Below are 12,814 nucleotides of genomic sequence, written 5' to 3' on the forward strand. Positions count from 1 at the left end.
AAATTTCCTTTGAAGCGATTGGTCGAAACACATGGCACTGCGACTAACAGACAGAAAATAGACGCCCTATCCCCGCAACAGACCAATATTGTCGTCGATACGTCCTTGAATGAGCCGCAGGGTGTCCTGTGTGATCGCTTGCGGGTACTGGCGCCCGGCGATGGATGCAAACTGACGGGCCACCTGAGAAATGCTGTCAATGATCAGGCACGCCGTCTCCCTTGAAACCTCAGCCTCCTCTGCCAGCTTGAGCATGGCCTCGCGATCGATCGCCAGGGCTTCGCCCATCACGTCCATCTGGTGATACCCGCCCGCCCCCTCAGAGAACGTTACGTCGGAGGCCGGTGCGAGCTCCCAATGTCCAGTTGGCGACATGAGATAGGCAAAGTTCTTCGGATGATCATCCCGATTATTGAACACGACATTAAAGACGGCACGCTCAAATGCAAGCGCTTTCTCCCGTACATCGTTGGTGCACATCTGCGTCGTCCGCAGGAAATTGACGTAATCCAGACTCCCCGGTGACTGGTAATCGGCGCCGGTAAAGGCAGCGAGGCTTTGCATCGGCACACGCTGGCCGCGCTGACGGTCAAAGCGTTTGCTGGCAAAGGCCGCCTGCCCGTCGGGCAGAGTGAAATGGCGTGTGTCCGGAGTCTGGATGCCACATTGGCGAAGACACTCGGCATAGACCATTTCGATAGCACACACTTCAGGATGCTCCCCTTTGGCCGGAAACTTGACAAGCCAGGCTTCGAAACCCGGAGTGACCGCGGTGGTAAAGGCGTCGCTCTGGGGATCGCGATAAACCAGCACCTTTGGCCTGGCCCCCTGAGGCGAGCCCCCTACCAGCAGTAGCCTCTGCAGGAACTCCCCCCCTTTGCCCCTAAGTACCTCCTGCACCTCGGCAGCGAGCAGGTCGAGGGAGATATGCACTTGCGGCGTCAGTCCCTCCGGCACCACGGGCTCGAAAGACATGGCGCCCATGGCATTGTTGCCAATATAGGCCAGCCGCTCCAGAGGCCCTATGCGCGCCGTGTTGAGGTTGCGGCGCCTGAACATCCGATCCATCAACAACATGCCCAACCGTCCGGCAATGAATCATAGACGGGCCTTGGGAGGCCCAACTGGTGGACAGGGAAATCCTGGCGCAGTTGGGGGTCCTTTTAAAAGTTTCATTGACCATTACCCAATTGTCCCTGAACCTCAAGCTCTCTTGCCAGGAATGGCGATCGGCAGATTCGAGAAGAAGCCCAAAACCTAGAGCAGAACATCCACAAATTTTTTGTTTCCCTTTGGATAATTCACCTTGAACGGAGGCCAGTTGGGCGGTATGTCTTGCCATTTCCCCGGCCAACCCTCCAAATAGTTGAAGAAAATCTCGGGGGAATTATAGGAAGCGATCAACCGCTCAATCAAAGCATGATCCGGGTGTTTATGCATCTTCCCGCTTGTGCTGATCAAAAAATTTTTACATCCGAGCATTTCCAGCAGATCTGCGCTCGTATTGCCTTTACTGCCATGGTGCGAAACTTTCAGCAGATGAACGGGTTCGTTATCCGGCAAGTGCATTTCAAGCCCCCTCCTGACAACATCACAGAAGGCATCCGCAGCGAGAACTGCGCGTTTTTCGCCGAATGTCAAAAGCAAAGCAATGCTGCTTCTGTTGGGTACCGATGTATCGGGTACAAAAGAGGCCCCTCCATTGGAAAAGAATTTTTTTGGTGGCCATTCATCACCACGGCCTAACAAATCATCCGGAGCAGCCTCCGGCTCTGGCGGAGGCAGTACAGGATTGGGCCAACTCTTCGCCAAAGCCGCCAAGCCACTCAGGTCCGGAGAAAGCACCTTGATGTTCAGCCCGCCTCGCAAAGAGACCGAGTTGGACGATTGATGGATAACAGCACCACCCTTCAAGTCGTCTTTGAGCTCCCGAAAACTTGCGTTCCATGAAAGCCCACGAGTGCGGATCAGCGCGGACAAGACATCGGCCTCAGCCGAGCCCAGCATGTCTGAAGGCATCAAATGGTGGTAGCCGTTGAACCACACCTCACAGATATCCAGCCATGGAGGAGTATCTTCAAGCAACTCGATCACACCCTGGATGTGATCAAGGTCATAATGGGTTACGACCAACGCTTCAAGCCGGAGCTTATCGTCTTTGCCACGCACGGATTCCAGAACCGACACGATAGTCGACCGTGATTTGGATGGACCGCCATCGACAAGTAGATGAAAAGGCCGCTCCTGTTTACCATAGCTAATCAGTAATGAATCGCCGTTTTCAACTTGAATGGCTCTGACACGAAACATAGTTCCTCCTTGAGTTCATTCTTTACCGAGAACGATATCCGCGTCACCAAACGCAACTATCGCCAATCCCAGGGCGAGGCCATCAGCCAACAATCGGCGCCGCATCGCGCTGATGATTTCCCCGACGGTAGATGAGTTTGGCTTGCTTGCAGCTTCTCTCAGAAACAGCGCCAGATCACGTGCCACTCGATTGGCATGGCGCCCCAGTATTTTGGTCATCGCCGCCACAACGATCCGAACGCCACTTCGCTGAAGAACAACAGGCAAGCTGCCGCCAGGCATATCTCTAAGCCCTGAAGAACAACCGATGGCGATGACCACCGGCGCCTCCCTGACGTGAGGTTTTCCAATAGCGCTCAAATTCAAACCAGAATTTGCACCTACGAATGCAACATCGTTATCCAGGTGAAGCAACCACAACAGAAGTGATGGCGAACCCTGCGTCAGATTGGCTTTCCAACTGGACCAATCAGGAACCCTTTTCACGCCGAGTGAGCTCTCGATATTCGCGATTCGTACAACCTCATGAGGTTCGACCTCGGAATCGCGGAATCTGTCGGCCTTATCACTGGCAGCAAATGCAATTGATGACAAGTCATCGATTCGATACCGTTTTGGCGTAGGCTCACCAAAGGTGGACCACGGACGTACCTCCTGTCCGGACTTCCATAAATGTCGTTCAATAACACCCGAAACCCCCAGAAACCCCATTGGACAGAGCTGCTCACCAGCTTCACGAATATTGCAATTGGAGATGGCTTTCCCCTTGTTCAGGCATCCAACACATTCCGTGCACAGTTGTGCATCGGGTGAATCAGGCATCTGTCCGTCGTAGAGATATTCAATGGGGAAGAAAGCATCACTTTGCGTCACCAGTTGAATGCGACCTTCACTGCTTGGCCAGTTGTGGACCAGCGATCGTAGGTTAGATTGGAGCAATGCCCCCTTATTCGCCAACTTGAGCATCAACGGTGCCAATGCTGCATGAGGATTGGAAATAGCTTCCTCCAGAACCTGAAGAAGGTGCTCGCGTGCCGTGGCGGTGTCAGTCTCGGAAAGAGGATAAAAGATCGCGTCACCGGTATCACTGATGATGGTGACGCTCGGCTGTTTCCCTAAGCTGTCATTTACCAGCAATGCGACGTCAAAGGACGCTTTCGTGCGATCCACCGGCGTGACGATGTTCTCGATGAAAAAGTGGATCGATTCACCTGGAGCGGACTGGAGTCGGGCGGTTTGAAGAATCTGGGCACCGTCGCTGATGAGGAAACGCAGGTCGACGGAGCCCATCCCGCCGTAACGGGTGAATGTGGCCGTCGTCGAGTTTCCCGTTCTGGACAGTTCCAACACCCGACTTTCCGGATCACATCCGAACTCCAGCAGGTGAACCTGCAATAACTTGCTATTTTCGGCCCACTCGACCCGGTCGTCCGGAAACAACGGACGATCATCCCGCTGTCCGTCTCGCAATGGGCTTTTCACACGAATATCAATGTCGATATCCACGCTACCCTCAATGGGCCAAATCTGGAGCTCATGCCGACCCCGTCGAGCCCGCGCATTCAGAATCCTCTCAACGGGCGGACCAGGACGCACGCGGCCGCGCGGTTTGATGGGATCCCGGCTGAGTTCTTGAGTAGATGGAGGCGCAGATCTGCGATGAGCACCGGCGCGGCCGGAGCTGTGCGAAGAGAAATCTGACGGCGATACGTCGCCAATTCGAGACGGAAGACTTTGCTCAATACGGGAGGGATAGTCTACAGAGGATATTCGACGTTCTACCGTGGTCGGCCCATCAAACAACGAGTGCCGAGCGAACAGAAAAGATTGAGTGGATGAGAGAACCAACGTACGCCATCCGGATTCTTCCTGCACAAGCTTGATCGCATCAGCAAAGTGCACCTTCTGCTCGATCAGTGCCGAGATGGTTGATTGAAGCCAATCCACGATGCGGATGTCATCTACGTCAACGTATACCACGCATTGAGCTAACAGCTCTTCTCGTAAATGACTGATGTGAGCCGAAATAGCCTCAGTACCTTTTCCGTAAAGAACCACCAGCCGTGCGGCTCTTATCCTACGAATCGATTCAATGGAGTCAGCGACTACGATCTCAACGACATCGGAATTGCCCCCCCACTCGAGTCGCTCCCGCACATCGCTTAGAAACCCATAAGTCAGCAAATCCGGGGCCGCCGTCACAACAGCCACTCCCCTTTTAGGCTTCGAAACAATGGGAAATCGCGGCTTGACATTATGTTCCCACTCGGGAAAAACATACCCGGCCCCAACCAGATTCGACATTTCGGAAAGGGCTAGGCCGATCGCCTTGCGCCCCTCTGGCCATGCCCAGACCGATCTCACGATCTTGATCTTGAGTGAACGCTCCCTAAGCAACCGGTGGAAAGCCTCGCCGAGTATAATGCCCCGTTGAGGGTCAATCCATTGATCGGCGTCCATCAAGCTGGAATCCCCACCCCACTTGCCCCCGGTGTCAGGATAGTTGTCGCCTCTCCGAATTTTCCTGAAAACGCAGATCGGGGGCGGAAAGAGACTGTTCGTGCCGTACTATTCACCGGAACGCAAAGCCGCATTGCTCAAAATGCTGCTTCCCCCACTGAGCCTGTCGATGGCCGAGGTTGCTCGGCGCGAAGGGGTCAGCGACATGTCATTGGCCAACTGGCGCAGAAAGGCCCGCTCTGAAGGAAACGCAGTGTCCGAGAACATCCCATCGGCCCAGAACTGGACAGCCGAAGCCCAGTTTGCCGTCGTCCTTGAAACCGCCGGCTTGTCCGAAATTGAACTGGCTGAATACTGCCGTCGCAAAGGCCTGTACCCCGAGCAAATCAAGGCTTGGCGGCAAGCCTGCATCAACGGCCAGAAGGCAGACAAAGCCCAGCAAAAAGACGATCGCGAGCAAGCCCGCAAGGACAAGAAACGCATCCAGGAACTGGAGCGCGAGCTGCGCCGCAAAGACAAGGCGCTGGCTGAAACCGCCGCGTTGCTGGTGCTGCGAAAAAAGCTCAACGACTACTGGGGGATCGACAACGAGGACAACTGACCGCCTTGCCGGAACGGCAATTACTGGTGACCTGGTTGAGTGAAGCCCGGATGGCCGGCGCCCGGAAAATCAAGGCCTGCCAGGAAGTCGGTCTCTCGCTCAGAACCGTGCAGCGCTGGACTGAAACTGATGCGGTTCAGGCAGACGCCCGAACGACCACGGTACGATCCAGGCCGCGCAATGCGCTGAGCGAGGTCGAACGACAAGCGATCCTAAACGTGTGTAACAGCCCGGGCTACGGCCATTTGCCGCCGAGCCAGATCGTACCGAGGTTGGCTGATCAGCAGCTCTATCTGGCGTCGGAGTCGACGTTTTACCGGGTGCTGCGTGCGGCAGGCCAACAGCAGCATCGTGGTCGTAGCCAGCGCCCCAGGCGGCACGTGGCACCGACGACGTATGCCGCCAAAGGGCCGAACCAGGTGTGGTCGTGGGACATCACCTACCTGCCGTCTCCGGTGCGCGGAAAGTATTACTACCTGTACCTGATCGAGGATATTTACAGCCGCAAGGCCGTGGGCTGGGAGGTTTACGAAGAAGAAAGCGGTGAGAAGGCGGCTGCGCTACTGCAACGTAGCGTGATCGGCGAGCAGTGTTTGCACGAGCCACTGGTGCTGCACTCGGACAATGGAGCACCGATGAAATCGCTGACGCTGTTGAGCAAAATGCATGAGCTGGGCATCACGCCGTCACGTGGCCGACCGCGAGTGAGCAATGACAACCCGTACTCGGAATCACTGTTTCGGACGTTGAAATACTACCCGCAATGGCCGGCAGATGGCTTTGCCAGCCTGGACGCCGCACGCGCCTGGGTCAGGGACTTTATGCGTTGGTATAACCACGAGCACCGGCACAGCCGAATCCGCTTTGTGACCCCGGCCGAACGGCACCGTGGTCAGGATCATCAGATCCTGGCTCGGCGTCATGAGCTGTACGAGCAAGCCCGGGAGAGAAGCCCAGAACGCTGGTCTGGACAGACGCGAAACTGGGAGCCGATGGGTACGGTGCTGTTGAACCCTGATCGGGAGCAGCCAGTCGAGAAAAGAGCAGCATAGTTAGACGGTGACGCGACAACTACCTTGAAAAACGCCGCTTGACCGGGCTATGGGGCGGTACAGCCTTTCGAAGTGAGGACAGGGCTTTGGATGGATCACGCCACCAAGCCCAGTCGTCGATTTCCAACAGGATGCCGAGTGCAGCTCGTGCCGCTGGCGCAAGGTGAGCCTCACCATTGCCCAGCCAATCAAGGTCTCTTTGATCCATCAACATCATCAAATCCCTAACACCTGAGGTTTCATCCTGAATGAGCAACGTTAAAAAATTTATACATCGGTCACCACAACATCCTTGGCATTCTCCAGGATCAGGACACCACCAAAGTCCACATACTTAGAAATGAATGTTTTAGAAACAATACGTTCGGAGATATCTATTTCTACGGACGCCATCACCTCCCCTTGATAAGATGCAGTTCTTCGCTTGGGCTTAGGCTCGAAAAACAGGTCATCATCAGCAGTCAGCTCATTGTCATATTCATCATATAATTGAAGAACCTTCACATCGACTAGAAACTCGAAAAGATACTCAACCAAGCCTTCATCAACACCAACCAGGCTGAATTCCTTGACAGATATCTCACTTATCGAAAATTCTTCTTTATCACAAAACTCAAAAAAATCGCCAACCAGGGGCTCTAGCCTCTCGGTTTCCGTCCTTGCGCGATCCAATATTTTCGCCATCAGACGCTCCAGCGCGACTTGGGCGAATGTAGATGGCTCTAACGAAACGCTATAGTTCACCGCCTCCACAAACTCGTTAATTGACTCAGAATAGCTAAGCATAGGCCTAGTCTCTACAAACCTTTGCATATCACCGTCTGTAGAAACCACATGAACGATCGTTCCATTAGCATTTGCCCAATGATCAAGAGCCTCTAAAACAAAAGCATCAGAGAACTCCTTGCTTTTCTCGCCAGGGGCAAATGGCGGCAACATCGAAAAATAACTATTAAAAACCTTGCTCGGCAGAACAACATCAATAGCAACTGACTCGACATTCTCACTTTCAAGAAAATTCTCAAAATCAGAAAACAACTGACCTTCGATCTGTGCGGAGCTTATATCTTCAAAAATTCCGCCAATAGGGAGGTGCGAAAGATTTCGTAGAATCATCGCCTCTTTCTTAAGCTTCTTGACCACAGAGGCAGCGGACTTCGCCTTCTGGCTGATATGCAACTTTATCTCTGATTTTGTTATATCGGAAATCAACAACCTCAACTCACCAGAATGAACCAGATCTTTGAGGGACTTCAATATATGCGTTTGAAATTGAAAATTCTTCCCCTGATAGACACTTGTATCTAAAAAAACAACCCTAGAAAGCAATTCCATTGCCACTCCCGAAAACTTCGTACCAAACAACAAAAATAAACCCTGCCCACCAATATCCTGGGGGCATCGCTACAAACCAAGCGATCACCTTCCTGCCTTGATTAGTTGGCCTTATACAGAACATGGCAAAATGATGCCACCGCAACGTCATGGTAACGAAGCGAATATGGTAGGCAATAAGTTTTTCTGATGATCAACACAGGCGCCGCCGGCCCCCAGGTCACCGCGTGATCAGCGGTCAGCCCCTCACCAAACCCCCACCACCGAATCCGCCCTCGGCTCCGTGCCACCCCACAGCACCCCGCTCACCGGATCGCGCAAGATGATCTGCCCGCGCCCGTAATCCGTCAGGTCACTGGCCACCACCACCTCATGCCCCCGGCGCGCCAGAGCGTTGATCAGGTCACGCGAAGCGCCCTGCTCTATTCCGATCCTGTTCCCGCCCAGCCACTGCCAGCGTGGCGCATCCAGGGCCGCCTGCGGATTGAGCCCGAAATCCACCAGGTTCATCACCATCTGCACATGCCCTTGCGGCTGCATGTAGCCGCCCATCACCCCAAACGGCCCAAGCGCTTGTCCACCCCGGGTGAGGAACCCGGGAATGATGGTGTGAAAGGTCTTTTTACCCGGCGCGAGACAGTTGGCGTGCTCAGGGTCGAGGCTGAACTCCTGTCCACGGTTCTGCAGGGCAATCCCGCTGTCGGGCAGCACCACCCCCGAACCGAACCCGTGGTAGTTGCTCTGGATGAACGACACCATGTTGCCCTCGGCATCCGCCGTCGCCAGGTACACCGTGCCGCTGGCCTGCGGATCACCGGGTCTGGGCGATTGAGCCTTTTCGCCTATCTGCTCGCGCCGACGCCGGGCGTAGTCATCACTGAGCAGGTCCTGCACCGCCACCTTCATATGCTGAGGATCGGTGATGTAGTGCAGCCCGTCGCTGTAGGCGAGTTTCATCGCCTCCAGTTGCCGGTGCCAGGTTTGCTGGCTGTCGCGGTGATCGAAGTCGAAGCCTTCGAGGATCTTCAGCGCCATCAGGGCCACAAGACCCTGGCCGCTGGGCGGGATTTCCCAGACGTCGACCCCCCGATAGTTGATATGGATCGGGTCGACCCAGTGCGCGCGATAGCCCTCCAGGTCACTGGCGCGCAGGTAGCCGCCGGTCGCGCGGGAATGGGCATCGATGCGCTGGGCCAGCGGGCCCCGGTAGAAGCTCTCGCAGCGGGTGGCGGCCAGCTCTTCAAGGGTGTCGGCCTGGGCCGGATTACGGAACAGCTCTCCGGCCCTGGGCGCGCGACCATCGATAAGGAAGGTGTCGAACCAGGCTTGCAGCACGCTGTCGCGGTGCGGGGTGAATTCCTTGAGCGCGACCTGCCATTGATGGGCGACCACCGGCGACACCGGAAAGCCGTCGCGGGCCAGGCTGATCGCCGGTTGCAGCAGCTCGGCAAACGGCAACTTGCCGAAGCGCCGCGATAGCTCCGCCCAGGCCGAAGGACAGCCCGGGACAGTGACCGGGGTCCAGCCATAGAGCGGCATCTCGGTGTGGCCGGCTGCCTTGACCGCTTCGACACTCAGCGCCGCAGGGGCCTGGCCGTTGCCATTGAGGCCATGCAACTGGCCCTGGGTCCAGACCAGAGCGAAGGCATCGCCGCCGATGCCATTGCCCGTCGGCTCGACCACGGTCAGCGCGGCGGCAGTGGCGATGGCGGCATCGATGGCATTGCCGCCCTTTTGCAGAATTTCGATACCGGCCTGGGCCGCCAGCGGCTGGGAGGCGGCGACCATGCCGCGCCGGGCAAAGACGCTCTGGCGCTGCGACGGATAGGGGTATTCGTGGGCAGAGAGATTCAACATGGCAAAAGACTCTTCGATTTTGAAATTCATGGGCTGCGCCAGAGCACCGCCAACAGGCTCAGAGCACGCGACTGAGAAAGGCCCGGGTACGTGCGTGGGTCGGGTGGTTGAAGATCTGTTCCGGCGGGCCCTGCTCGATAAGCTCGCCCTGATCGAGCACCACCACGCGGTCGGCCACTTCCCGGGCAAAGCCCATTTCATGGGTGACCACAACCATGGTCATGCCCTCCTCGGCCAGCTCCTTCATGACTTGCAGCACCTCACCGACAATTTCCGGGTCAAGGGCGCTGGTGGGTTCGTCGAAGAGCATGGCCTGGGGTTTCATCGCCAGGGCCCGGGCGATGGCCACCCGCTGTTGCTGGCCGCCGGAGAGCATCGACGGGTAATGCTCGCCCTTGTCCGCCAGGCCAACCCGGGCCAGCAATTGCCGGGCCTGCTCCAGGGCCTCGGTCTTGGGCACACCGAGCACCTGGATCGGCGCCTCGATGATGTTTTCCAGCGCCGTCATGTGGGGAAACAGATTGAAGCGCTGGAAGACCATGCCGATGTTCCGGCGCTGGCGGGCGATATTGCGCTCGGAGTCGCGCACCAGGCTGCCGTCAGGGCGCTCGCGGTAACCCATGGCTTGGCCATTGACGCGGATGCGCCCGCCCTGGATGTCTTCCAGCAGATTGATACAGCGGATAAAGGTGGTTTTGCCCGAGCCCGAGGCGCCGATCAGCACCACCACTTCGCCGCGCCGCACTTGCAGGGACACGCCCTTGAGAATCGGCAAGCTGCCGTAGGACTTGTGAATGTCCAACGCCTCGATGACCAGCTCTTCGCTTTTGTGCACCATGCTCAGCGTCCTCTCAGCAGTTTCAGGGTACTGCGACCGAACAGGCGGCTGGCGGCCGGTGGCGACGAGTTCGGCGGATCGGAACGGCCGGAGCGGCTTTCCAGCCAGCGCTGGAAGAAGCCCCACAAGGTCGTCAGCAGCAGGAAGTAGATGGCCACCACCAGGTACAGCTCAAACACCCGGAAGGTCGCCGAGGTGACCATCTGCGTGCTCAGCAGCAGCTCCTGAACGCCGATCACACTGACCAGGGTGGTGTTCTTGAGCATCACGTTGAATTCGTTGCCGATCGGCGGAACGATCACCCGGAAGGCCTGGGGCAGGATGATGCGACGCATCAGCTTGCCGAAGGTCATGCCCAGGGAACGCCCAGCCTCGTACTGGCCCTTGTCCACCGCGCCAATGCCGGCGCGGATGATCTCGGCCATGTAGGCCCCTTCATTCAGGCCGAGGGCGATGATCGCGGCCTGGATATTCCCAGGCACCACCAGGCCGAACAGCTCGATATCCTCGAAACGGAAGATCCCGCCCGCGGCCAGGGCGGTATACAGAAAGACGATCTGCACCAGCAGTGGGGTGCCGCGCATCAGCCACACGTAAAAGCGCACCGGCCATTGCAGCAGCGGGTTGCTGGACAACCGCATCAGCGCCGCCGCCAGGCCCAGCACACAGCCCAGGGCCATGGCCAACACGGCGATCAGGCAGGTCAGCCACAGCCCCGTGAGGTACACCCCACTGGGCTGCAACAGGTACTGCCAGAACACATCCCAATTGAAGTTCATCAATCATGTTCCTCAGTCGAGGGTGTCGCTGCTGACGTGCCAGGTGCTGAGCAATTGGGCGTAGCTGCCGTCACTGCGCATGTCGCTGATGATCTGCTGCACCGCAGCGCTCAGTTGCGCGTCGTCCTTGCGTATGCCCAGGCCGGTGAGAATGCGACTGAAGGCCGGCACGCCCTCCTCGAACAGGTCCGGGGCCATGGCCGCGTAGTAGCCGGCGGTCTCGACCGTGGTGCCGTAAGCGTCCACCTGGTTGATGCGCAGAGCCTGGAAGGCGTCGGTGTCGGTGTTGTAGACCACCACTTTCATCGGCGCCTTGCCGGCTTTGGTCAGGCTGTCGTTCTGGGCGTCGAGCAGGGTCTTGATGGTGGAGCCGTTGAGCACCGCAATCTTGTGCCCGGACAGGCTGTCCAGGGTCTTCAGCCCCTTGGGATTGCCCTTGGGTACCACCACCGCCTGGCTGGAGTACATGTAGTTGACGATGTCGATCACCTGGCGCCGTTCGGGCTTGTCGAACAGCTGGTCGACGATCATGTCGCACTGCCCGGCGAGCAAGGCCGGCACCAGGCCGGAGAACGGAATCACCCGCCATTGCACCTGCTTGTTACCCAGGCGCTTGGCGATCTCCAGACCGAGGTCGACAGTCAGCCCGCGAGGCTTCTGCGCGGCATCGAAGGAGACCAGGGGCGGTGAATCCATCCCCGAACAGTAGGTGAGTTTATCGACCGTCTTCAGGCGATCCGGCACCTGGGGCGCAGCGACGGCCCATTGCGTGAACACTCCAAGGGAAACAGCCAGCAGCAAGGCGCGGCGTAAAGGCATGACCAGACACTCCACTTCGTTGGGAAACGGCAGGATTCAAAGTCAATACATGGGCAGGTTCGGACCCGCCTCTATTTTTCCGATTGCAGGAACTGGATCAGCGCGGGGACGGTGCCTTCGATGTGCTCACGCACCACCGCTTCGGCCTTGGCCGCATCACCGGCACGGATGGCATCAAGGATCACCGCGTGCTCCTCGCGGGCACTGAGGGGTTTGTCGCCGTGCTGCAGCCAGAGGCGCATGGGCGCCTCGATCAGCGAATACAGGGCAAAAATCTGCTTCATCAGGCGCGGTCGACCGCTGAAGCTGCACAAGTGTTCGTGGAAGGCGCGATGGCGACGGACCCACTGCGCACTGTCATCACGGTAGTCGTCCATCTCGTCGAGCATGCGCTCCAGCGCCGCCAGTTGGCGCTCACCGATCTGGCCGACGGCGACCCGCACCGCCAGCCCCTCGAGGGCGCTACGCATCTCGAACACTTCATGCAGCTCGGCGATATCCAGGCCGCTGACCACTGCGCCGCGGTTGGGGCGCAGGGTCACCAGGCCCTGGGCATCAAGGCGACGAAAAGCCTCGCGCACCGGCATGCGGCTCATGCCGATTTCCGTGGCGATGTCCTCGGCGATCAGGCGGTCACCCTGACGATAGCGACCGCCACAGATGGCTTGCAGCAGGAAGTTGTAGGCCTCCTCTTCGGCGGTCTGCGGATGGCGGTCAGCATAAGCGGGGGCAAATTGCATGCAGGCACCTTTTGTATTTTTGT

General features: G+C 57.5%; 9 protein-coding genes and 1 pseudogene. 1 reads left to right on the forward strand and 9 read right to left on the reverse strand.

The window, feature by feature from the left end; genetic code table 11:
* Window positions 1-66: 66 nt before the first annotated feature.
* From BLU37_RS25275 to BLU37_RS25285, 3 genes and pseudogenes are all read right to left on the reverse strand, one after another.
* Window positions 67-1,154, reverse strand: a pseudogene (locus BLU37_RS25275) (type II toxin-antitoxin system HipA family toxin); the annotation flags it as partial.
* 103 nt (window positions 1,155-1,257) lie between these two features.
* Window positions 1,258-2,310 carry a ComEC/Rec2 family competence protein gene (locus tag BLU37_RS25280; protein WP_090210021.1) on the reverse strand — a complete coding sequence of 351 codons (1,053 nt, stop codon included), beginning with the start codon at window positions 2,308-2,310 and terminating at the stop codon, window positions 1,258-1,260.
* A gap of 15 nt (window positions 2,311-2,325) precedes the next feature.
* Window positions 2,326-4,770, reverse strand: coding sequence for a hypothetical protein (locus BLU37_RS25285; RefSeq protein ID WP_090210023.1), 2,445 nt, complete (start codon window positions 4,768-4,770; stop codon window positions 2,326-2,328).
* A 100-nt stretch (window positions 4,771-4,870) separates the two neighbouring features.
* Between BLU37_RS25285 and BLU37_RS25290 the strand changes: the two genes are divergently transcribed.
* Window positions 4,871-6,423, forward strand: a protein-coding gene (locus tag BLU37_RS25290) for an IS3 family transposase (RefSeq protein WP_090207373.1) whose coding sequence is annotated in 2 segments (ribosomal slippage) — window positions 4,871-5,333 and window positions 5,333-6,423 — 1,554 coding nt in all. Because the reading frame shifts where the segments join, the coding sequence is not laid out codon by codon here.
* A 267-nt stretch (window positions 6,424-6,690) separates the two neighbouring features.
* Here the strand turns inward: BLU37_RS25290 and BLU37_RS25295 are convergent.
* The 6 genes from BLU37_RS25295 to BLU37_RS25320 form a co-directional block, all read right to left on the reverse strand.
* Window positions 6,691-7,758, reverse strand: a complete 1,068-nt coding sequence (locus BLU37_RS25295) for a PIN domain-containing protein (protein WP_090210025.1) — start codon at window positions 7,756-7,758, stop codon at window positions 6,691-6,693.
* A 246-nt stretch (window positions 7,759-8,004) separates the two neighbouring features.
* Window positions 8,005-9,615: a gamma-glutamyltransferase family protein gene (locus BLU37_RS25300; RefSeq protein WP_090211008.1), complete on the reverse strand. Its 1,611-nt coding sequence runs from the start codon at window positions 9,613-9,615 to the stop codon at window positions 8,005-8,007.
* A gap of 58 nt (window positions 9,616-9,673) precedes the next feature.
* On the reverse strand, window positions 9,674-10,453 hold the full coding sequence (locus BLU37_RS25305) for an amino acid ABC transporter ATP-binding protein (RefSeq protein ID WP_090210027.1): 780 nt from the start codon (window positions 10,451-10,453) through the stop codon (window positions 9,674-9,676).
* 2 nt (window positions 10,454-10,455) lie between these two features.
* On the reverse strand, window positions 10,456-11,232 hold the full coding sequence (locus tag BLU37_RS25310; protein ID WP_010446620.1) for an amino acid ABC transporter permease: 777 nt from the start codon (window positions 11,230-11,232) through the stop codon (window positions 10,456-10,458).
* A 12-nt stretch (window positions 11,233-11,244) separates the two neighbouring features.
* Window positions 11,245-12,051 (reverse strand): ABC transporter substrate-binding protein, encoded by an 807-nt coding sequence (locus BLU37_RS25315; RefSeq protein WP_010446621.1) that lies wholly within the window; start codon window positions 12,049-12,051, stop codon window positions 11,245-11,247.
* 71 nt (window positions 12,052-12,122) lie between these two features.
* Window positions 12,123-12,791, reverse strand: a complete 669-nt coding sequence (locus BLU37_RS25320; RefSeq protein WP_010446622.1) for a GntR family transcriptional regulator — start codon at window positions 12,789-12,791, stop codon at window positions 12,123-12,125.
* Between the last annotated feature and the right edge of the window lie 23 nt (window positions 12,792-12,814).

The sequence above is a fragment of the Pseudomonas asplenii genome, assembly GCF_900105475.1.
Classification (GTDB): domain Bacteria; phylum Pseudomonadota; class Gammaproteobacteria; order Pseudomonadales; family Pseudomonadaceae; genus Aquipseudomonas; species Aquipseudomonas asplenii.

What these genes read in the sequence shown, in the direction of transcription:
- BLU37_RS25280 (WP_090210021.1), bottom strand. Translation starts at nt 2,310, where the DNA reads ATGTTTCGTGTCAGAGCCATTCAAGTTGAAAACGGCGATTCATTACTG.
- BLU37_RS25295 (WP_090210025.1), bottom strand. Translation starts at nt 7,758, where the DNA reads ATGGAATTGCTTTCTAGGGTTGTTTTTTTAGATACAAGTGTCTATCAG.
- BLU37_RS25305 (WP_090210027.1), bottom strand. Translation starts at nt 10,453, where the DNA reads ATGGTGCACAAAAGCGAAGAGCTGGTCATCGAGGCGTTGGACATTCAC.
- BLU37_RS25320 (WP_010446622.1), bottom strand. Translation starts at nt 12,791, where the DNA reads ATGCAATTTGCCCCCGCTTATGCTGACCGCCATCCGCAGACCGCCGAA.
- BLU37_RS25300 (WP_090211008.1), bottom strand. Translation starts at nt 9,615, where the DNA reads ATGTTGAATCTCTCTGCCCACGAATACCCCTATCCGTCGCAGCGCCAG.
- BLU37_RS25310 (WP_010446620.1), bottom strand. Translation starts at nt 11,232, where the DNA reads ATGAACTTCAATTGGGATGTGTTCTGGCAGTACCTGTTGCAGCCCAGT.
- BLU37_RS25315 (WP_010446621.1), bottom strand. Translation starts at nt 12,051, where the DNA reads ATGCCTTTACGCCGCGCCTTGCTGCTGGCTGTTTCCCTTGGAGTGTTC.
- BLU37_RS25285 (WP_090210023.1), bottom strand. Translation starts at nt 4,770, where the DNA reads ATGGACGCCGATCAATGGATTGACCCTCAACGGGGCATTATACTCGGC.